The 18,772-nt window shown below is 67.7% G+C and carries 19 protein-coding genes; 7 read left to right on the forward strand and 12 right to left on the reverse strand.

Annotation, left to right across the window (positions count from 1 at the left end):
- Positions 1-41 precede the first annotated feature (41 nt).
- Positions 42-785 (reverse strand): sulfite exporter TauE/SafE family protein, encoded by a 744-nt coding sequence (locus tag VGV37_RS03010; protein WP_326878130.1) that lies wholly within the window; start codon positions 783-785, stop codon positions 42-44.
- 42 nt (positions 786-827) lie between these two features.
- Positions 828-2,795 (reverse strand): hybrid sensor histidine kinase/response regulator, encoded by a 1,968-nt coding sequence (locus VGV37_RS03015; protein WP_326878131.1) that lies wholly within the window; start codon positions 2,793-2,795, stop codon positions 828-830.
- 355 nt (positions 2,796-3,150) lie between these two features.
- Between VGV37_RS03015 and VGV37_RS03020 the strand changes: the two genes are divergently transcribed.
- The gene (locus VGV37_RS03020; RefSeq protein ID WP_326878132.1) at positions 3,151-4,971 is read left to right on the forward strand and encodes an alanine--tRNA ligase; all 1,821 of its coding nucleotides are present in this window, start codon (positions 3,151-3,153) and stop codon (positions 4,969-4,971) included.
- 32 nt (positions 4,972-5,003) lie between these two features.
- Here VGV37_RS03020 and VGV37_RS03025 read toward each other — a convergent pair whose 3' ends face one another.
- From VGV37_RS03025 to VGV37_RS03035, 3 genes are all read right to left on the reverse strand, one after another.
- Positions 5,004-5,516 (reverse strand): PAS domain-containing protein, encoded by a 513-nt coding sequence (locus tag VGV37_RS03025; RefSeq protein WP_326878133.1) that lies wholly within the window; start codon positions 5,514-5,516, stop codon positions 5,004-5,006.
- Between the two features lie 125 nt (positions 5,517-5,641).
- Positions 5,642-6,394, reverse strand: a complete 753-nt coding sequence (locus VGV37_RS03030) for an SDR family oxidoreductase (RefSeq protein WP_326878134.1) — start codon at positions 6,392-6,394, stop codon at positions 5,642-5,644.
- On the reverse strand, positions 6,391-7,569 hold the full coding sequence (locus VGV37_RS03035; RefSeq protein WP_326878135.1) for a chloride channel protein: 1,179 nt from the start codon (positions 7,567-7,569) through the stop codon (positions 6,391-6,393). The genes VGV37_RS03030 and VGV37_RS03035 overlap by 4 nt, the downstream gene beginning before the upstream one ends.
- Before the next feature lie 321 nt (positions 7,570-7,890).
- Here VGV37_RS03035 and VGV37_RS03040 point away from each other — a divergent pair, with 321 nt between their 5' ends.
- From VGV37_RS03040 to VGV37_RS03055, 4 genes are all read left to right on the forward strand, one after another.
- On the forward strand, positions 7,891-8,271 hold the full coding sequence (locus VGV37_RS03040; RefSeq protein ID WP_326878136.1) for a hypothetical protein: 381 nt from the start codon (positions 7,891-7,893) through the stop codon (positions 8,269-8,271).
- 78 nt (positions 8,272-8,349) lie between these two features.
- On the forward strand, positions 8,350-8,886 hold the full coding sequence (locus VGV37_RS03045) for a copper chaperone PCu(A)C (protein ID WP_326878137.1): 537 nt from the start codon (positions 8,350-8,352) through the stop codon (positions 8,884-8,886).
- A complete protein-coding gene (locus VGV37_RS03050) occupies positions 8,883-9,485 on the forward strand; it encodes an SCO family protein (protein WP_326878138.1) in 603 nt (200 codons plus the stop codon). The genes VGV37_RS03045 and VGV37_RS03050 overlap by 4 nt, the downstream gene beginning before the upstream one ends.
- Positions 9,482-10,045 (forward strand): cytochrome c, encoded by a 564-nt coding sequence (locus tag VGV37_RS03055; protein WP_326878139.1) that lies wholly within the window; start codon positions 9,482-9,484, stop codon positions 10,043-10,045. The genes VGV37_RS03050 and VGV37_RS03055 overlap by 4 nt, the downstream gene beginning before the upstream one ends.
- Positions 10,046-10,049: 4 nt before the next feature.
- On the opposite strand, the gene VGV37_RS03060 is transcribed toward VGV37_RS03055, so the two are convergent.
- The 4 genes from VGV37_RS03060 to VGV37_RS03075 all read right to left on the reverse strand — a co-directional run bounded on the left by VGV37_RS03060 (position 10,050) and on the right by VGV37_RS03075 (position 14,224).
- Positions 10,050-10,799, reverse strand: a complete 750-nt coding sequence (locus VGV37_RS03060) for a MarR family transcriptional regulator (RefSeq protein WP_326878140.1) — start codon at positions 10,797-10,799, stop codon at positions 10,050-10,052.
- Positions 10,800-10,887: 88 nt separating this feature from the next.
- Positions 10,888-12,066 (reverse strand): LL-diaminopimelate aminotransferase, encoded by a 1,179-nt coding sequence (locus VGV37_RS03065; protein ID WP_326878141.1) that lies wholly within the window; start codon positions 12,064-12,066, stop codon positions 10,888-10,890.
- Positions 12,067-12,150: 84 nt separating this feature from the next.
- A complete protein-coding gene (locus VGV37_RS03070) occupies positions 12,151-13,407 on the reverse strand; it encodes a pentapeptide repeat-containing protein (RefSeq protein WP_326878142.1) in 1,257 nt (418 codons plus the stop codon).
- Positions 13,408-13,417: 10 nt separating this feature from the next.
- The gene (locus VGV37_RS03075) at positions 13,418-14,224 is read right to left on the reverse strand and encodes an arylamine N-acetyltransferase family protein (protein ID WP_326878143.1); all 807 of its coding nucleotides are present in this window, start codon (positions 14,222-14,224) and stop codon (positions 13,418-13,420) included.
- 230 nt (positions 14,225-14,454) lie between these two features.
- Between VGV37_RS03075 and VGV37_RS03080 the strand changes: the two genes are divergently transcribed.
- The gene (locus tag VGV37_RS03080) at positions 14,455-14,778 is read left to right on the forward strand and encodes a hypothetical protein (protein ID WP_326878144.1); all 324 of its coding nucleotides are present in this window, start codon (positions 14,455-14,457) and stop codon (positions 14,776-14,778) included.
- Between the two features lie 16 nt (positions 14,779-14,794).
- Positions 14,795-16,402, forward strand: a complete 1,608-nt coding sequence (gene cimA / locus VGV37_RS03085; RefSeq protein ID WP_326878145.1) for a citramalate synthase — start codon at positions 14,795-14,797, stop codon at positions 16,400-16,402.
- Between the two features lie 10 nt (positions 16,403-16,412).
- On the opposite strand, the gene VGV37_RS03090 is transcribed toward cimA, so the two are convergent.
- The 3 genes from VGV37_RS03090 to VGV37_RS03100 are packed head-to-tail and all read right to left on the reverse strand — an operon-like array spanning position 16,413 to position 18,698.
- The gene (locus VGV37_RS03090) at positions 16,413-17,282 is read right to left on the reverse strand and encodes a GNAT family N-acetyltransferase (RefSeq protein ID WP_326878146.1); all 870 of its coding nucleotides are present in this window, start codon (positions 17,280-17,282) and stop codon (positions 16,413-16,415) included.
- Positions 17,279-18,250, reverse strand: a complete 972-nt coding sequence (locus VGV37_RS03095; protein WP_326878147.1) for a D-2-hydroxyacid dehydrogenase family protein — start codon at positions 18,248-18,250, stop codon at positions 17,279-17,281. Before VGV37_RS03095 ends, VGV37_RS03090 begins: the two co-directional genes overlap by 4 nt.
- Positions 18,243-18,698: an acyl-CoA thioesterase gene (locus VGV37_RS03100; protein WP_326878148.1), complete on the reverse strand. Its 456-nt coding sequence runs from the start codon at positions 18,696-18,698 to the stop codon at positions 18,243-18,245. The genes VGV37_RS03095 and VGV37_RS03100 overlap by 8 nt, the downstream gene beginning before the upstream one ends.
- Positions 18,699-18,772 lie beyond the last annotated feature (74 nt).

The raw sequence follows: 18,772 nt of genomic DNA on the forward strand, positions 1-18,772 counted from the left end.
CGAGACCGGTCCGGTGGTTCGCGCCGCCGGGCCGGCTCGCCTCAGCGGCGGAGCGCGAACGCCACGGTCATGATCACGCCGATCGCGATGATGACCATACGCAGATGGCTCTGCTTCATGCGTTTGGCGACGACCGGGCCGGCGACGCCGCCCAGGATCGCACCCACGAACATGATCGCCGTCTGATCCCACCACACCTTGCCGGCAAGGACGAAGCAGACGACCGCGGCCGCGTTGAGCGTGCCGGCCAGCAAGGTCTTCATTGCATTCATGCGGTGGATGTCGTCGAGCCCGAACAGGCCGAACATCGCCAGCATCAGGATGCCGATGGCGCCCCCGAAATAGCCGCCGTAGATCGCGATCGCGAACTGCACCGACAGCAAGGTTGCCGGGCCGATCCGCACGAGCCGTTTCAGATAGGGCGTCGCATGCCTGCCGACGGCGAACAGCAGGGTGGCGGCCCCCAGGAGCCAGGGGATGGCCGCATCGAACGTCCGCTGTGGCGTCCAGAGCAGCAGCAACGCTCCCAGCACGCTGCCGATCAGGCTGACGCCCAGGATGGCGCCCATGCCGACGCCGTCGAACGGCTTGAAATCCTTGCGATAGGCCCAGGCGCTGACGAAGCTGCCGGGAAAGAGCGCCACCGTGCTGGATGCGTTGGCGATGATCGACGGCACGCCGGCGAAGACGAGCGCGGGAAACGTGAGGAACGAGCCGCCGCCGGCGACCGCGTTCATGATGCCGGCGCCGAACGCGGCGGCGAAGAGCAGAAGATCTGCGAGCATGTCGATGGATCGAATAGGGATAAGCGGGCCGCCGGGCAAGCGCTAATCGGCGGGCGGCGCGTCGCTCCGGCGCATCCAGCGGTCGACGATGCGGATCAGGCCGCGCGGATCGAACGGCTTGGCGACATGGTCGACCATGCCCGCGGCGAGGCAGCGCTGCCGGTCGCCCTCCATGGCGTTGGCGGTCAGCGCCACGATCGGCACGGCACGCGCTGCCTCGGACAGCGCCCTGATCCGCCGCGTGGCTTCAAGCCCGTCCATGCCCGGCATCTGGACGTCCATCAGCACCAGGTCGGGCAGTCTCTCCGCGATCCGGTCGATCGCCGCTTGTCCGCTGGACGCGATCTCGACCGCGAATCCTGCCTGGGACAGGATTTCATCGACGACCATACGATTGATGAGATTGTCTTCGACGACGAGAATTCGTCCGCCGCGAGGGGTGGCGACGGCAGGGGCGGCCGGGGCCGCGTCAGTCGTTGCCGCTGTCTCGATCGGCATGCCGAGCGGCAGGGTGAACCAGAACCGGCTGCCGCCGCCGGGGCGCGGCTCAGCACCGATCCGGCCGCCCATCAGCTCGACCAGCTGGCGCGAGATGTGGAGGCCGAGGCCGGTGCCGCCGAAGCGGCGCGCGATGGTGCCGTCGGCTTGCTCGAAGCGCTGGAACAGCCTGTCGATCGTGGCCGGGTCCAGCCCGATGCCGGTGTCGCAGACCTCGATCGCAATATCCCGGCCGTCCTGCGCGGCCATCGCCGCAATGGCCACTCCGCCGGTTTCGGTGAATTTCACGGCGTTCGAGATCAGGTTCAGCAGCACTTGCCGGATCCGCCCCGGGTCGCCCAGCACATGGCCCGGACCCAGGCCACCGGCCGGCCGGTCGCGACGCAGCGTCAGCGCACGCTCGCGGGCTTTTGGTGCCATCAGCCGGATCGCGCCGTCGATCAGCGCATCCAGATCGAACGGGATCGCCTCGAGCGAGAGCTTGCCGGCCTCGAGCTTCGAGACGTCGAGCACGTCGTCGATGATGCCGAGCAGCGTCTCGGCGGAATTCCCCACGGTTTCGGCATAGAAGCGCTGGCGCTCGTCCAGCCCGCTGTCGAGCAGCAGGTGGTTCATCCCGATGATGCCGTTCATCGGTGTGCGGATTTCGTGGCTCATCATGGCGAGGAATGCCGATTTCGCCGAGTTCGCCCGATCCGCCGTCTCCTTCGCCTGCATGATCTCGCGCTGCTGGCGTTTCAGTTCGGAAATATCGACGTGGCTGCTATAGGCGATTCCGTCCGGACCGGGCTGCTCGATGACGCGGAGCCAGCGGTCGCGCGGCAGCTGCACCTCGAACGGCGCGCCGGCGAAACGCCGATGCTCGACCAGGATCTGCGACCAGTGCTCGTCGGAACGGGGCGGGGTCTGATAGGGCGACTGTGCCTGCCAGATCGCGGCGAGCAACTCTTCATAGCGCCGGCCGATCGCCTCCTCCCGGCTGGCCAGGCCATACAGCAGCAGGCAGGGTTCGTTCAGCTGGGTGATCCGGCCCTGGGCGTCCAGCAGCATCACGCCGTCGGCGACGTTCGCCATGATCGCACTGTCGTTGACCGCGGATGCGCTGCCGAGTGCGTGGGCCGCGACGGGATCGCCGCCCCCCGGTGCTGCGATCTGGGTCCAGATGCGGATGCGGCCGCCATCGGCCAGTGCCTGGGACCCGACCCGAAGCCAATGCCCGCGATGCTCGAACACGAACGGGCGGGTTTGCGCGCGGTGGCGGGCGACGCCGTCGGCGACGTAGCGGTCGATATGGGGCAACTCCCCGGCGCCCAGCCGGAGCCGGTAGAACCGGTAGAGATTCTCGCTATAGGGCTCGCCTTCGCGCAATGCGCCGTCATGCTCGGGAAACAGCCGCAGGAAGGTACGATTCCACAAGACCGTGCGGTCGTCGTCGTCGAACAGGCAGACGGCGACATTCAGGCTGTCGAGAAGTTCGGCCATCTGGCCATATGACGCCCACTTCGGGTCCATCGAAAATTCCGCGCGTTCTCCGTGATCTTCCACTCTCCTAGGCTGTCGAGGTTAACGCTTTGTTCAGCGTGGGACGGTCCCGACCGATTCCAGGCGAGGCCGGGATGGCGCGGCAAATTCCCGGGCGGCCCGCAGCCGTCGGCGCCGGCGAACGGCGTCGGCCGATGGCGCGGGCCGCGGGATCGACGACGGCAATCCCATCCACGCGCCCGAACGTCCGGCAATCGGTCGGCCGAGACGCCCGAGACAAGAGCGCAGGCGGGGTCGCCTGCGCCGAAGAAGCGTTTGACAGGCCAAGGGCGAATGCCCAACTTTCCGGGAAGCCCGTTCACGCTCTTGATGAAGGTTCTCAGCCTTGGATACCGGACATACTCCTGGCAGCTTGAAGATCGACGGCGACCGCCTGCGCTCCCTCTATCTGAAGTTCTTCGCCGAGCGTGGCCATGCCGTGATCCCGAGCGCCTCGGTCATCCCGGAGAACGACCCGAGCGTGCTGTTCACGACCGCGGGCATGCACCCGCTCGTGCCCTACCTGATGGGCCAGCCCCATCCGGCCGGCACCCGCCTGGTCGATACGCAGAAGTGCATCCGCACCAACGACATCGAGGAAGTGGGCGACGCCACCCATCTGACCTTCTTCGAGATGCTGGGCAACTGGTCGCTGGGCGATTACTTCAAGGAAGAGTCGATCACCTGGAGCTGGGAATTCCTGACCAGCCCGGATTGGCTCGCGATCCCGAAGGAACGCATCGCGGTCAGCTGCTTCGGCGGCGGTCTGGGCGTCGAGCGCGACGAGGTTTCCTACCAGGTCTGGCGCAAGCTGGGCGTGCCGGAAGAGCGCATCGCGTTCCTGGGCATCGAGGACAATTGGTGGGCGGCCGGTGACGAAGGCCCGTGCGGTCCCGATACCGAGATCTTCTACAACCCGATCGGCGGCACCTGCGAGCGCGGGACCGACTGCCGGCCCGGCTGCCCGTGCAACCGCTGGGTCGAGATCTGGAACAACGTGTTCATGGCCTATAGCCGTTCGGCGGGCCAGATCTCGGAGCTGCCGAAGCGGAACGTCGATACCGGCATGGGCCTGGAGCGTACGTTGGCCGTGTTGAACCGGGTCGAGACGGTCTACGAGACTTCGTCGTTCCGGCCGATCGTCGAGGCGCTGATCGCCAAGGGCAAGTTCTCCGAGGCGGAGATCCGCGCGACGCCTGCGTTGCTGCGGGCCCTGCGCGTCATCAGCGACCATCTCCGCACCTCGGTCTTCGTCATCGGCGACGAGCGCGGCACGACACCGTCGAACCAGGGCGCCGGCTATGTGCTGCGCCGCCTGATCCGCCGCGCCATCCGCTTCTGCGATACGCTGGGCATCCAGCCGACCGACTGGGTCGAGACCCACAAGGTGGTGATCGGCCTGTTCGGCGATGCTTACCCGGAACTGCGGCAGAATGCCGAGCGGATCGCCCATGAGCTGACGCTCGAATACAAGCGATTCGACACCACCTTGAAGACCGGCATCCGCCTGCTGGGCAAGGAGATCGAGGACCTGAAGACGCAGAACCAGAACGTGCTGCCGGGCGAAGCGGCGTTCAAGCTGTACGATACCTATGGCTTCCCGATCGAATTCACCCGCGAACTGGCGGACGAGCAGGGCTTCACGGTCGACATGGCGGGCTACGAGCGGCGCTTCGCCGAACATCGCGAAGCCTCTAAGACCGAAGCGGCCAAGAGCGGTCTCGCCGACCTGTCGGAAGAATCCGTGCGCTATCATACCGCGACCCACCTGCTGCATGCGGCGCTGCGCGAGATCCTGGGCGAGCATGTGATGCAGAAGGGTTCGAACATCACGCAGGAGCGCATGCGCTTCGACTTCTCCCATCCGGCGGCGATGACCAAGGAACAGGTCGCGCAAGCGGAGCAGTGGGTGCAGTCGGCGATCGATGCCGCTATCCCGGTGACCAACGAGGTGCTGTCGCTCGAGGATGCCCGAAAGAAGGGTGCGATCGGCCTGTTCTCCGACAAGTACGGCAACCAGGTCTCGGTCTATACGATCGGCGACAAGTCGATGGAGTTCTGCGGCGGCCCGCACGTGCAGAACACGGCCGACATCGGCAAATTCAAGATCCAGAAGGAACAGTCGTCCTCGGCCGGCGTCCGTCGGATCCGCGCCGTCATCGGCTGAGCGATGCCGGTAGCCCTCTCTTTCAGGGAGGGCTACCGGACATCAGAATCGATCAGCAGGATCTCTTCGTCGGCCCGCGCCCGGTTGGATTGGAACACCTGCCCGCACAGCATCATGTCGATCTCGGTGCCATCCTTGGACAGGGGCAGCATCAGGCGATACGTGCGCTTGTAGTCGGCCAGCAAGCCGAAGCCGGCCCGACCTTCGTTGAAGCTGTTCTCGGCATAGACGGACGCGCGTTCGGCGAGGACGCGCCGGTGCAGCGACAGGATATAGGCCAGGTAGTCGCCGCTCAGGGCCTCGCCGATCATGCGGCCGGTGACTTGGCGACCGATCTGCCGTTCGATCTCGGTTCCGACCAGGCGATAGCGAAAATCCTGCCCGCCGTCGACGACGTCGATCAGCAGCAGGTGAGGCAGCAGCAGACGCAACTCGGCTGGATCGATGTCTGCCCGGCCCGGCATCGGGCGGGCGCCCCGCTTGCCCGACCAGTAGGCATACAGCGCGGCGAGGCGCTGATCGGCAAAGAACTCGGCAAAACCCATATCACGACGCCCGGACCTGAAGCGGCCACGCGTGTGAGGGGGTGACGGGCCTATTCCACTCTATGCAAGGGTGTGACATCGTACAACTTTTAAATCCGCAGGATTTTGGCAAAAATACGCCGGCTTCATCGGACGCCGCGCACGAGCCCGCCGTCGACCAGGATGTTCTGGCCGGTGATGGCGCCCGCCCCGTCTGACAGCAGAAAGGCGACGCTGTCGGCGATCTCGCTCAGCTTCACGGCGCGACCCAGGGGTATGCCGCGCTGGACCGCATCCGTGACCGGCCAGTTCTCGACGAAGCCGGGCAGCACGTTGTTCATGCGGATGCCGTCGCGGGCATGCCGGTCGGCATAAAGCTTGGTGAAGCCGTGCAGGGCCAGACGCAGCGCGCTCAGCGGATATTCCGGGCGCGGTTCGACCGTGCCCAGGGACGAGATATTGACGATGGCACCGCCGCCCTGGCGCTGCATGACAGGTGTCACCAGCCGGACCATGCGCACTACGTTCAGCAGATAGAGATCGAGCCCGTGGTGCCATTCCGCGTCGGTGATGTCGAGCAGATGGTGGTTGCCGTCCGGATCGTAGGTCGATGCCTGGGTGACGTCGCTCGACCCGGCGCCGTGGCCGGTGTTGTTGACGACCGCGTCGATGCGGCCGGTTTCGGCCAGGGCCAGGTCGACCAGGGCCTGGAGGTCCGCCGTCTCGGTCACCGAGCCGCGCCGGGCGAAGCCGCCCAGCTCATGGGCCAGGGTCTCGCAGGCATCCGACGTCGACATCAGGCCGACCCGCCAGCCCTGGGCCGCGAGCGCGCGGGCCGATGCCGCACCGATGCCTTGGCCGGCGGCGATCACCAGGGCGGTCTTGGTAGGGTTCGTCATGTTTCCTCCGTCGCTTCTTGGGGCGCGTCGGCTGCCGAGGCAGCCCGCGCGGTTTCGATGAAATGTTCGGCCAGCGAATGATACAGCGGTTCGGGGCAGATCAGCCGCGAGGTGCCGAAGCCCAGCACGGCCGCGGCCATCAGCGGAATGACCATGCCATGGTCGGCGGTCATCTCGACGATGATGACGAACGCGGTGATCGGTGCCTGGACCACGCCGGCGAAATAGCCGGCCATGCCCAGCACGACGATCGCCCCAGCCGAGGTCTGGGGAAACAAGGGTGCGATGGCGCTGCCCAGGCCGGCGCCGACCGACAGCGACGGCGCGAAGATGCCGCCTGGAATGCCCGACAGCGTCGAGGCCAGGGTCGCGACCAGCTTCATCGGCGCGTAGGTCCAGGGCAGCGGCGTGCCCTCGAGCGCGCCGCGCGCCTGCTCATAGCCGGTGCCGTAGACGCTGCCGTGGCTGAGGATGCCCAGCACCGCCACGATCAGCCCGGCCAAGCCGGCGACAATCATGGCGTTCCGATTGGGCCGCCGCGTCACGAAGGCGCGCAGGCGCCTGGTTCCGGCCAGCACCAGTCGGCTGAAGACGGCACCGCCGACCCCGCCGGCCAGGCCGCAGGCGATCACGGCCGGCCAGTCGGCGAGCGGCCCGATGCTGGCGGTGGTCACGCCGAAATAGCTGTAGTTGCCCAACAGCGCGATCGACGCGATGCCGGCCAGGATGACGGTCGACAGGATCAGGCCGTTGGTGCGGTGCTCGTAGCTGCGACCCATCTCCTCGATCGCGAACACGATGCCGGCGAGCGGGGTGTTGAAGGCGGCGGCGACGCCGGCGGCCGATCCGGCCAGGATCAGGCCGCGTTCGCGACCCATGCCGCCCAGGCGTGCGGCCTGCAGCATGATCGAGGCGCCGACCTGCACGGTCGGCCCCTCGCGGCCGATCGAGGCGCCGCAGACCAGACCGAACAGAGTGAGGAGGACCTTGCCGACGGTCAGCTTGATCGACAGCAGCCGATCCCGTCCCGCCGGATCGCGGACATGCCGTGCCGCGATGGCTTGCGGAATGCCGCTGCCCTGGGCGCCGGGGAAGATCCGGCGGCAAGCCAGGGCCGACACCAGGAAGCCGGCCGGCGTCACGGCAAGCGGCAACCAGGGCGACCAGGCGATCATCAGCTCGAACAGATGGCTCGCCCGGTTGGCCGCGATGGCGAAGCCCGCGCCGACCAGGCCGGTCGCGATCGCGCCGCCCCAGAATACCAGCCGACGGCGCCACAGGCGACGCGAGAAGAACAGTGCCTGGGGACGGCGCAGACGCTGGGTGGTGCGTTTGCCGACGAGGGCGATGGCGAGTCCTCCTGTTGATCTCGGGAGCAGGCAGTGTCGGGGCGGGCGGCGCGCCGGTCAATCGCCACGGCCGGGTCCGGCTGACGCAATGCAGCGTGCGACGGAATGTCCTGCCGCCGGGTGACGCGATCGGTTAGGATCGCGACCATGCGACGGGGTATCGCCAGCTTTCGACGGGTTCGCTCCCGGTGCCGGTTCGGCGCCGTGCTGGCGCTCGTGGCGTTGCTGGCCCAACTGGTGTTCCCGGGCGCCCTCGCGTTCGCCATGGGCACCGATCCGCTCGGCAATGCGCCGATCTGTACGACCGGTCATGGTACCGTGCCGGGTCCGTCGCACAAGGCGCTCCATACGGCCTGCCCGCTGTGCCAAGCCCCGGCCGCCGCCTGGGGCTTCCTGCCGCCGCCGGACGCTCCGGAAATCCGCGGACCGGATCTCATGGTCCTCGTCGTCTGGCGCCTGCAGGCCAGTCTCGAGATCGGGAGCGCCGTTGCCGGTGCCCAGGCACGGGGTCCGCCGGGCGCGGCCTGATCCCGCTCGCCCGCGATTTCCGACCTCCGCCGCCCCAGGCGCGCGTTCGAGGCCTTCCCGTTCAAAGGATCTTCCGCGATGCAGTTTCGTCGCTTTCCGTTCAGCGCGCTTGCCGCCGTCATTGCCGTCGGTGCCGCCATCTTGGCCCAGCAGACCCAATCCGCCGCCCAATCGCCCGCCGCGGCCCCGGTCCAGGTGACCCAGGCCTGGGCGCGGGCCACGCCCGGCAAATCGACCATCGGCGCCGCCTACGCCACCGTCACGGCACCGGCCGGCGATCGTCTGGTCGCCGCCGCCACCCCGGTTGCCGGCGCGGCACAGCTCCACGAGCACACGATGGACGGCGGCATCATGAAGATGCGCCAGGTCGACGCGGTGCCGCTGCCGGCCGGCCAGGCGGTGACATTGTCGCCGGGCGGCTACCACATCATGCTGATGGACCTGAAGGCGCCACTCGTCGCCGGGCAGAGCTTTCCGCTGACGCTCACGTTCGAGAAGGCCGGTGCCGTGGAAACGACCGTCACCGTCGGGGGGGTCGGGGCCTCCGGCCCGGCCGGCGCCTCGGGATCGATGGCGCCGATGAACATGGGCACCATGGCGGGGCACAAGGGATGAGCCGCCTGAGGAATGTCCAGATCGGCGGGCTCGTCGCCATTGCGGGCCTGCTGCTGATCGGCATCCTGCTGGCCGGTGGCCTTGTCTGGGACAAGTGGCGGGGCGGCGGGTCGACCACGAAGATCGGCGGCCCGTTCGAGCTGGTCGATACGCGGGACGGCAAGACCGTGACCGACCAGAGCTTCAGGGGTAAATGGCTGCTGGTTTATTTCGGCTACACCCATTGCCCCGACGCCTGTCCGACGGCGCTCAACGACCTGTCCCTGGCATTGGACAAGCTGGGCGACAAGCGCCAGTCCATGGTGCCGCTGTTCATCACGATCGACCCGGAACGCGACACGGCCGACGTGATGAAGGACTATGTGGCGAGCTTCGCGCCTGACATCGTGGGCCTGACCGGCTCGAGCGACCAGGTCGGCAAGGCCGAGAAAGAATACCGGGTCTATGCCGCCAAGCATCCGACCAAGGACGGCAGCTATGACATGGACCATAGCTCGATCATCTATGTCATGGATCCGTCCGGCCGGTTCGTCACCAACTTCACCCACGAGACGGACCCGGATCAGATGGCCGCCAAGTTGATGTCGCTCGCCTCGTGAGCCGACGGTCGGTCATCGCGCTTGGCGCCGGCATTGCGGTACTGGCTGCGGCTGGCCTCGTGCTCGCCGGCTTCGCCCTCGTCCCGGCACGGCCCCGATGGGTCGTGCCGGGCGACGATCCCCGCGAAATCGCGGCCGGCGCCGTGCTGTACCAATCGAATTGTGCCTCGTGCCATGGCGCCCATCTCGAAGGCCAGCCGGACTGGCACGAGCCGGGGCCGGATGGGTTGCTGCCGGCCCCGCCGCATGATGCGACCGGCCATACCTGGCAGCATTCCGATGCCGAACTGACGGAACTGGTGACACACAGCGTCGCCTCGTTCGCGCCGGCCGGCTACCGGACGACGATGCCGGCGTTCGAGGGCAAGCTGTCGCCGGCCGAGATCCACGCGACCATCGCCTATATCAAGAGCACCTGGGCGCCCGGCATCCGCGCCTACCAGGCCGCCCAGAACCCCGGCGGCCCGTCGCTGGCCGAGCTGCCCGGCGACTGGCAATTCCCGCCGACCTGCGGCTACCACTTCCCGACCAAGGTGCCGGCGGCGGATCGGAAAAGCTAAAGACCTACGCCCCCGGCCCCTTCTTCAGGATCAATGCCGTCTGGCCGCCCATCGCTTCCTGGCCGACGATGTCGAAGCCGAGCTTCAGCAGCGAGATGATCAGCTCCTTATTCTCGACCGGCGCATGGACGAAGATGCGCATGCCGTGGAAATACTGTTCGATCTGGGTCAGGAACTTCCGGCCGTGGCCGAGGGCCCGCAGTTTCCGGTCGACGATCAGGCGGACGATGGTCGGGCCGCTGTCGATCATGGCGTTGTAGTCGACCAGGGCCGAGCCCGCGACTTGGCCGTCGTGCAGCAGATACAGCACCATGCCGAACTTCAGGTGCCGCCGCGCCGCGGCCTCGTCGAAACCCGGATCGTTGCTCTTCAGGAAATTCCAGACCGCACGGATATCGGCGGGTTTGCCCACATCCAGGCGGATGACGCAATCATCCGCCGCCGACCTCGTGGCGCCGTCGAGTCGGCGGAAGGTATGGGATCGACCGATCCGGTCGCCGCGCTCGATGATCGATTGATCGACCAGCGTCTTCAGCGCCCGGCTGACCGCCTGGGATCGGATGCCGAGGAACCGGGCGATCTGGCCGGTGTCGACGATCTCGTAGCGGTCGGCTGCCAGGATCGTCTCCAGGCAGCGCAGCACGCGGTGGGATTCGCCGCCCAGCGCGCGGTATTTCTCAAGCGCGATCAGTTCGGCGGTATCGTTCGGGGCATGGATCTCTGCGACGGAAAGTTCTCGGCGGGGTGCGGACATTTCGGCAACTCGAACATCGGCTTCGGGAACGGAGCGTTCGACCTCGTCGCGGGAGATCCTCGATCGTTGAGCGTATGTGGTGTGTCGGTCAGCCCCCGAACAGGGGCTTCAGATTACGAATTGCCTGTCGGATGCGGTCGACGTTCTCGACCAGGGCCAGACGGACGTGGCCATCGCCGTATTCGCCGAAGCCGATGCCGGGGGCGACGGCGACATTGGCCTTTTCCAGCAACAGCTTGGAGAATTCCATGCTGCCGAGGTGGCGGAACGGTTCCGGGATCGGTGCCCAGGCGAACATCGATGCCTCGGGCGAGGGCACGGCCCAACCGGCCGAGGCCAGGCCGTCGATCAGCACATCGCGGCGGCGCTTATAGGTCGCCCGAAACTCGGCGACGCAATCCTGCGGGCCGTTCAGGGCTGCGATGGCGGCGACCTGGATCGGCGTGAAGGCGCCGTAGTCGAGATAGGATTTGACCCGGCCCAGCGCCGTGACCAGCTTGCGGCTGCCGACCGCGTAACCGACGCGCCAGCCCGGCATCGAATAGGTCTTGCTGAGGCTGCCGAACTCGACCGCCACGTCGCGGGCACCGGGGATCTGCAGGATCGACGGCGGCGGCGTGTCGCCGAAATAGATCTCGCTATAGGCGACGTCCGACAGGACATACATGCCGCGCGCCCGGGCGAACTCGACGATCTCGCCGTAGAATGCCAGGTCGCGCACCTCGGCGGTCGGGTTCGACGGGTAATTGACGATGAGCGCGATCGGCGCCGGCACCGAATGCTTGTAGGCGCGTTCGAGCGCCACGAGGAACTGCTCGGGCTCGCACGGCGGAATATGCCGGATCGCGGCGCCCGCGATCATGAAGCCGAAGGCGTGGATCGGGTAGGACGGATTGGGCACCAGCACCACGTCGCCCGGGCTTGTGATCGCCTGGGCCAGGTTGGCGAGCCCTTCCTTGGAGCCCAAGGTCACGATCACTTCGGATTCCGGATCGAGATCGACGGCGAAGCGGCGCTGGTAGTAGCCGGCGATCGCCTTGCGCAAGCCCGGAATGCCCTTGGAGTTGGAATAGCGGTGGGTGCGCGGGTCCTGCACCGTCTCGACCAGCTTCGCCACCACATGGGGCGGGCTCGGCATGTCCGGATTGCCCATGCCGAAATCGATCACGTCGCGCCCGGCGGCCCGGGCCGCCGCCTTCAGCCGGTTGACCTCGGCAAAGACGTAGGGCGGCAGGCGACGGATGCGATGGAATTCGGATTCGGCCATGGCGGAACGCAACTCGGGCATTGGAGCAGGAGGGCGCCACTCAGCACGAAAAAGCCGCTGCCCGCAATTAGTGGATTGTTCGGGTCAGGGTTTCATTCCGATCATGTCGGAAAGGGTCGCGTTCGTGAAATCGGCCTCCTCGATCTGCGCGCCGGTCAGGTTGGCGGACGAGAGGTTGGCGCCGGTGAAATTGGCGCGCCGGATGTCGGCGCCGCGCAGGTCGGCATGGCGGGCCTCCGCCCCGTCGAGACGGGCCGGCAGATAGCGGTTCGCGCCCAGGATCAGGGCGCCCAGATTGCAGTCGCGCAGGTCGGCGTAGTTCAGTTTCGCCCGCTTGAGGTTGGCGCCGCGCAGGTCGGCGCGCACCAGCTTGGCCGAACGCAGGTCGGCGCCTTCGAACTGGGCGCCCTGCAGACCCAACCCTTCGAGATTGAGCGCCACCAGCACCGTGCCGTTCGCCTTGAGTGCCGGCAGTTTGGCGCCCGCCGGAAAGCGGGCGTTCCGCAGATCGAAGCCGCTGAGGTCGAGCGGCGCGCCGCGCGCACCGTCGCTGGTCGCCCATTCCTCATGCCGACGCACCAGGACCTCCAGCGTTTCCCTGAGGTCGGCCAGCGGTTTGCCCGCCGGTCGGTCCGTCAGGATGCCGATCATGTTGGCGCCGGCGGTTTCGGTCATGCTCATGTCGGCGCCGACCAGGATGGCGTCCTTGAGATTCGCGCCGCGCAGGTCGGCACCGTTGAGGTCGGCGCCCTCCAGGTTGGCGCCGGCCAGGATTGCATTGCGCAGGTCGGCGCGGACCAGCTTGCAATTGCGCATGATGGCGTCGCTGAAATCGGTATGGTTCGCGACCGAGCCCGACAGGCGGGCCTGGGTCAGGTTGGCGTTGACCAGGCGTGCGCCGGCCAGGTCGCTCGCGCCCTCGTCGATGCGGATGTTGCGATATTCGCCGGGGCTGATCCGCGTGGCGAGTGCGCCGTCCCGCAGGTCGGCGTCGAACAGGTCGGCACCGGTAAGGTTGGCGCCTCTGAGGCTGGCGCCCCTGAGATCCGCCCGGATCAGCTTGGCGCCGCGCATGTCGACATGCGCAAGGCTGGCGCCGAACAGCGTCGCGCTGTTGAAGATGGTCCCGATGCATTTGGCGTTTTCCAGCACGGCGGCGGTCAGGTCGCCGTCGGACAGGTTCTTGCCGCTGAGATCGAGCCCGCTCATGTCGCGATAGGACAGCATCGCGCGCTGCCCGCCATGGCGCCCCGACTGGAACAGCGCGTGGCGATGCACGACCTCATCCAGTTCCGCCTGGGAAATCGGGGGACGAGGGCGGCTCAGGCTTTCCGGTGGCATCGGTCTCTACTCAACGGGCATCCGGCAGAGTGAAGCGCGTTTCGGGAGGGAAGGCCAGCCCGAACTCGTCGTCGAGCAGCGCCAGAAGTGCCGCGCCGGAGTCGATTTCCATGCTCTCCCGACGGCCGTTGACGCAGGTTTCCAGGGTGGTGCCTCGCAGGCACGCCCGCCGGTTGCGCCGCAAGCGCTGCACGGTCAGGGTCCGGCGGAAGGCGGAGTCCGGGTGTGTCGACGCGTAATGGTTGGCCATCTCCATATCGACCAGGAACTGGGGTTCGAGCGTGAAGGCGTAGAGATCCGCCCAACCCGAGCCGACATCGCCCTCCAGCACCCACAGGCCCCCGTCATGGCGCAGCCGATGGGCCGAGCCCGGCTGGTGCAGGATCAGCCCCGGCAGCAACGGCAGCGGATGCAGCGGGCCATCATGGCCGAAGCCGACGTCGGCCAGGTACTGCCCCTGCGGCGTGTCGACCTCGAGCAGGAAATGGTTGCGCGGTCGCGGGACGTCGGGCGCTCCCGACCGCACGCGGGCGGCCAGCAGGCGGCAGCGAAAGCCGATCCGCTCCAGCGCCGCCTTCAACAGCGTCGCATGTTCGAAGCAATAGCCGCCGCGTCTGTCGGCCACCAGTTTCGCCTGCACCGGGCCCAGACCGATGCGGATCGGCCGGCCCAGGAAGATGTCGAGGTTCTCGAACGGTATCGATGCCAGGTGCGCCTCGTGCAGATCGGCGAGACTTGCAGCATCGATCCGAAGCGGTCGGTCGTAGGCGATCCGGGCAAGATAGGCCTCGAGATCGAATGCTCCCGAATCCTCCATGACGGCGTCCTCCCCGGCGTCGCGTTCTTTGCGAATGTTGCGCGCGTAACCGCTTAAGCGCAAGAGCAGGCCAATATGTTCTTGCCCGTGCCGGCCGCGCTGGGTTAGCGTGCGCCCCAACATGAACCGGCATCTGACCATTCTGGCCATTCGGCGAATTATTCGCCCGGTCCTCGCAGAGGATCGGGTCGAGTTGTTGCGCCTTCATGCCCAGTGGAAGTTGCCCCATCATGTCTACGGATTCAGTCCGTCTCGACGCTGACCGCGTCGTCACCACCGAACAAGCCCAGACCGTCACTGCCTGCTTTGCCATCCGCGCCGCCGCGGATCCGGGCAGCCTGCCGCGCATCCTCGAAATCTTCGCAAAACGCGGCCTCGTGCCGTCGAGCGTTCAGGCCCGACTGACCGGCGTCGGCGAGTCCGCGCTGTCGGTCGACCTCCAGGTGGCAGGGCTGGAGCCAGCCCTGGTCGAAGTCGTCGCCGAGACGTTGCGGCAGATCTGGGTGGTCGAGCGCGTGCTCACCGCCGAGGTTCTGCCGGCGCACGTCGCCTGAGCGCGGGGAGATCGACATGCCGCGCATCCACCTCTACGACACCACGCTTCGGGACGGCGCACAGACCCGGGGCGTCGATTTCTCCGGGGCCGACAAGCGCGCGCTGGCGCTGATGCTCGACCGGCTGGGCGTCGATACGATCGAGGCCGGCTGGCCAGGCGCCAATCCGGCGGACACCGCGCTCTATGCCGATCTGCCGGAGCTGCGCCATGCCCGCTTCGCGGCCTTCGGTATGACACGCAAGGCCGGCCTGAAGGCATCGGAGGATCCGGGCCTCGCCGCCGTGCTGTCGGCCGGCACGCCGGCGGTCTGCCTGGTCGGCAAAGCCTGGGATTTCCACGTGCGTTCCGCGCTGGGCGTCAGCCTGACCGAGGCGATCGACATGATCGCCGATACCGTGTCCTACGCGGTCGAGCAGGGGCGTGAGGTGGTGTTCGACGCCGAGCATCTGTTCGACGGCTGGAAAGCCAATCCCGGCTTCGCCCGCGATTGCCTGCACACCGCGGCCGAGGCCGGGGCCCGCTGGCTGGTGCTGTGCGACACCAATGGCGGCACCCTGCCGCACGACGTCGACCGGATCGTCGGCACCATGGCCGACCTTCTGGGCGGCGATCGCATCGGCATCCATGCCCATGACGATACCGGCCATGCCGCCGCCAATTCGCTGGCCGCCGTTCGGGCCGGGGCGCGCATGATCCAGGGCACGCTCAATGGCCTGGGCGAGCGCTGCGGCAATGCCAACCTGATTACGCTCATCCCGACCCTGGCGCTCAAGCTCGGCTACGAGACTGGCGTCACCGCCGAGGCGCTGGGCGAATTGACGGCGCTGTCCCGCCAGGTCGACGACCGGTTGAACCGCCTGCCCGATCCCCGTGCGCCCTATGTCGGCGCCGCGGCGTTCGCGCACAAGGGCGGCCTGCATGTCTCGGCCGTCGCCAAGGACGCGCGCAGCTACGAGCATGTCGAACCGCATCTGGTCGGCAACGAGCGGCATATCGTGGTGTCCGACCAGGCCGGGCGCGCGACCCTGATGATGCGGCTGGCCGAACTGAACCTGGCGCTTGCGGCGGACGATCCGAAACTCGCGGGCCTGCTGGCACAGGTAAAGCAGCGCGAGGCCGCGGGCTTCGCCTATGACGGCGCCGGGGCCAGCTTCGAACTCTTGGTCCGTCGGACGCTCGATATCGGGGCTCCGTCGGCTTTCTTTCGCCTGATGGGCTTCCGCGTCGTCGATGAGCGGCGCCGGGCCGACGACGGGACCATCGAAACCTTGTCCGAGGCCCAGATCGAACTCGAGATCGGCAATCGGCCGATCGTGGTCGTGGCGCAGGGCAACGGTCCGGTCGACGCGCTCGACGCCGCGCTGCGACGCGCGCTGGAGCCGATCTTCCCCTCGCTGGCCGGCGTGCAGTTGACAGACTACAAGGTGCGCATCCTGACGCCGGAGGCCGGGACCAAGGCGATCACGCGCGTGCTGATCGAAAGCCGTGATGGTTCCGGGGAGCGCTGGTCGACGGTGGGTGTCGGCGCCAACGTGATCGACGCGTCGTATCAGGCCCTCGAAGATGCGCTGATCTATCGGCTGATGGCTCGCGAAGCCGGGATGGAGCGCGCGGTCGCGTGAGCGGCGGCGCTCAGTCGTCGACGAAGATGTTGATGCAATAGTCGCCGATCGGCCGAAAGCCCAGGCTCTCGTAAGCGCGCTGGGCAGCGTGATTGCGTTCGGGGGTGAACAGCACGGCCCGGCTGGTCCCGGTCGCGCGTGCCGTCAGCAGCGAGCCGCCGACCACGGCGCGGGCATAGCCACGACCCCGCAGGGCCGGCGGCGTCCAGACGCCGCCGATCTGTACCGTGTCGGCCAGACGTGCGTTGAAGGTCGAGGCGGCAACCAGCGTGCCGGCCTCTTCCAGCACCCACTGCTCGGCCCGGGCGATGTAGCGCTCGATCGTCTCGCGATTGCGGCGGCGCACGGCTTCGGTCTCGGTTTCGCCCGAGGTCTCGGTGCCGTAGAGCGCCCGCCAATCGGTCAGCAGGTGCGCGTCGTCGGGCCTGCCGTTGCGGCAGGTGACCCGACCGTCGAGGAGCGGGGCCGACGGACAGAGCTGCGCGAGGGACAGGGCGTAGAGAATTTCGCGCTCGGCGATGTGGGTCGCCCGGCCCATCAGGCCCAGTCCGCGCCGGGCGGCCTGCACCTGTTCGTGCGGCCCGATCAGGCCGCCGATGCGCCGGCGGCTCGCCTTGACGGCGGCGGTCGCCAATTCGGTCGCCAGCTCCGGCGCCTGCAGGATCAGGTTCTCGTTCCAAAAATGGCCGGCGACGGCGACGATGTCGCCCTGGCGGATGGCGGCGGCGTAAGTGCCCTGCAGCGGCTTGCCGCGATCGACCAGTCCCGCGACCCGGAGGTTGGAGCGCAGGAACAGGGAACTGTCGGCGTGCTGCCGCAGGAACCGGTCGAGCAGATCCTCGTCCCCGGTGCCCAGAATGCGGATCTCGCCGCCCGTCATGGGCGCCGGTCTAGGGCCGCCGGGTTCATCACCCGGACCGGCGCACCGTCGAGCCAGGCCGCGACATCCTCGACCGTGTCGCGATAGAACACCTGATAGGCGTCTTCGGTGACGAACCCCAGGTGCGGCGTCAGGATGGTCCGTGGCGCGCGCCGCAACGGATGATCGGCCGGAAGGGGCTCCTGGGCATAGACGTCGAGGGCGGCGCCGCCGATCGTGCCGGCGTCGAGCGTTGCCAGCAGGGCCGCCTCGTCGATGATCGGGCCGCGCGACGTATTGACGATCCAGGCGTCCGGCTTCATCAGCGCCAATTCCGGCGCGGCGACCAGGGCACGGCTGCGGTCCGACAGGACCAGATGGATGCTGATCCAGTCGCTGGTGCGGAACAGGGTTTCCTTATCGACGAGGCGGGCGCCGGCGGCCTCGGCCTTCTCGGCGGTCAGGTTCTGGCTCCAGGCTTGAACTTCCATGCCGAAGGCCCGGCCGATCGCGGCCATGCGGCTGCCGAGCTTGCCGAGACCCAGCAGGCCCAGCACCTTGCGATCGACCACCCGGCCGACCGTGGTCTGCCAGCCGCCGGCGCGCATCCCCGCCGTCTCGGTCGGCAGATGGCGGGCGGATGCCAGGATCAGCGACCAGGCGAGTTCGGCGGTGGATTGCTGGCTGCCGTATCCGGTGTGACTGACGACCACGCCGTGCTCGCTCGCCGCATCCAGGTCGAGCGACGGGCTGCGCGCGCCGGTCAGGGTCATGAACTTCAGCTTGGGCAGCGCTTCGAACAGGGCGCGCGGGAAGGGGGTGCGCTCGCGCATCATGCAGACGATGTCGAAGGGCGCCAGCCGGGCGGCGGCGTCGGCACCCAGCGCCTGGTCGAACACGGTGATGCGGACCCGGTCGCGCAGGCGGTCCCAGTCGGCCAGCGATAGGGCCACGCGCTGGTAGTCGTCGAGAATCGCCAGTTCAAGCATCGTCGCACTCCAATTTCCCCAGAGGGGGTGAAATCTCTTCCGGGACCGGCCGGGGCCGGCCGGTCTCGTCGATCGCGACGAAGGTGAAGGTCGCCTTGGTCACTTGCACGCTGTCGAACACGTGGCGCGGCCGGCGCCAGGCTTCGACCAGGATCTTCATCGAGGTCCGCCCGACGCTCAGCATCCGGGCATAGAGGCTGACCTCGTCGCCGACATGGACCGGCGACAGGAACGCCATGCCATCGACCGCGATCGTGACGCAGCGCCCGCGTGCCCGACGAGCGGCGGCATTGCCGGCTGCCAGATCCATCTGCGCCATCAGCCAGCCGCCGAAGATGTCGCCCGAGGGATTGGTGTCGGACGGCATGGCGATGGTGCGGATCATCGGCACTCCGGCCGGGAGGATCGGGTGGGCAGCGGGCGAGGCGTCCGACGGGGCAGGCGTCATGGCGGCAGGTCCTTGGAATGGGCCGAATGTGCGGATGCGAAGAAGGTCGCCCGAGCCGGTGCCGACGGCAAGGC

The sequence above is a fragment of the Aliidongia sp. genome (assembly GCF_035943795.1).
GTDB lineage: Bacteria > Pseudomonadota > Alphaproteobacteria > ATCC43930 > CGMCC-115725 > Aliidongia.

What these genes read in the sequence shown, in the direction of transcription:
- VGV37_RS03010 (WP_326878130.1), bottom strand. Translation starts at nt 785, where the DNA reads ATGCTCGCAGATCTTCTGCTCTTCGCCGCCGCGTTCGGCGCCGGCATC.
- VGV37_RS03015 (WP_326878131.1), bottom strand. Translation starts at nt 2,795, where the DNA reads ATGGACCCGAAGTGGGCGTCATATGGCCAGATGGCCGAACTTCTCGAC.
- VGV37_RS03025 (WP_326878133.1), bottom strand. Translation starts at nt 5,516, where the DNA reads ATGGGTTTTGCCGAGTTCTTTGCCGATCAGCGCCTCGCCGCGCTGTAT.
- VGV37_RS03030 (WP_326878134.1), bottom strand. Translation starts at nt 6,394, where the DNA reads ATGACGAACCCTACCAAGACCGCCCTGGTGATCGCCGCCGGCCAAGGC.
- VGV37_RS03035 (WP_326878135.1), bottom strand. Translation starts at nt 7,569, where the DNA reads ATGATCGCCTGGTCGCCCTGGTTGCCGCTTGCCGTGACGCCGGCCGGC.
- VGV37_RS03040 (WP_326878136.1), top strand. Translation starts at nt 7,891, where the DNA reads ATGCGACGGGGTATCGCCAGCTTTCGACGGGTTCGCTCCCGGTGCCGG.
- VGV37_RS03045 (WP_326878137.1), top strand. Translation starts at nt 8,350, where the DNA reads ATGCAGTTTCGTCGCTTTCCGTTCAGCGCGCTTGCCGCCGTCATTGCC.
- VGV37_RS03050 (WP_326878138.1), top strand. Translation starts at nt 8,883, where the DNA reads ATGAGCCGCCTGAGGAATGTCCAGATCGGCGGGCTCGTCGCCATTGCG.
- VGV37_RS03060 (WP_326878140.1), bottom strand. Translation starts at nt 10,799, where the DNA reads ATGTCCGCACCCCGCCGAGAACTTTCCGTCGCAGAGATCCATGCCCCG.
- VGV37_RS03065 (WP_326878141.1), bottom strand. Translation starts at nt 12,066, where the DNA reads ATGGCCGAATCCGAATTCCATCGCATCCGTCGCCTGCCGCCCTACGTC.
- VGV37_RS03070 (WP_326878142.1), bottom strand. Translation starts at nt 13,407, where the DNA reads ATGCCACCGGAAAGCCTGAGCCGCCCTCGTCCCCCGATTTCCCAGGCG.
- VGV37_RS03075 (WP_326878143.1), bottom strand. Translation starts at nt 14,224, where the DNA reads ATGGAGGATTCGGGAGCATTCGATCTCGAGGCCTATCTTGCCCGGATC.
- VGV37_RS03080 (WP_326878144.1), top strand. Translation starts at nt 14,455, where the DNA reads ATGTCTACGGATTCAGTCCGTCTCGACGCTGACCGCGTCGTCACCACC.
- cimA (WP_326878145.1), top strand. Translation starts at nt 14,795, where the DNA reads ATGCCGCGCATCCACCTCTACGACACCACGCTTCGGGACGGCGCACAG.
- VGV37_RS03090 (WP_326878146.1), bottom strand. Translation starts at nt 17,282, where the DNA reads ATGACGGGCGGCGAGATCCGCATTCTGGGCACCGGGGACGAGGATCTG.
- VGV37_RS03095 (WP_326878147.1), bottom strand. Translation starts at nt 18,250, where the DNA reads ATGCTTGAACTGGCGATTCTCGACGACTACCAGCGCGTGGCCCTATCG.
- VGV37_RS03100 (WP_326878148.1), bottom strand. Translation starts at nt 18,698, where the DNA reads ATGACGCCTGCCCCGTCGGACGCCTCGCCCGCTGCCCACCCGATCCTC.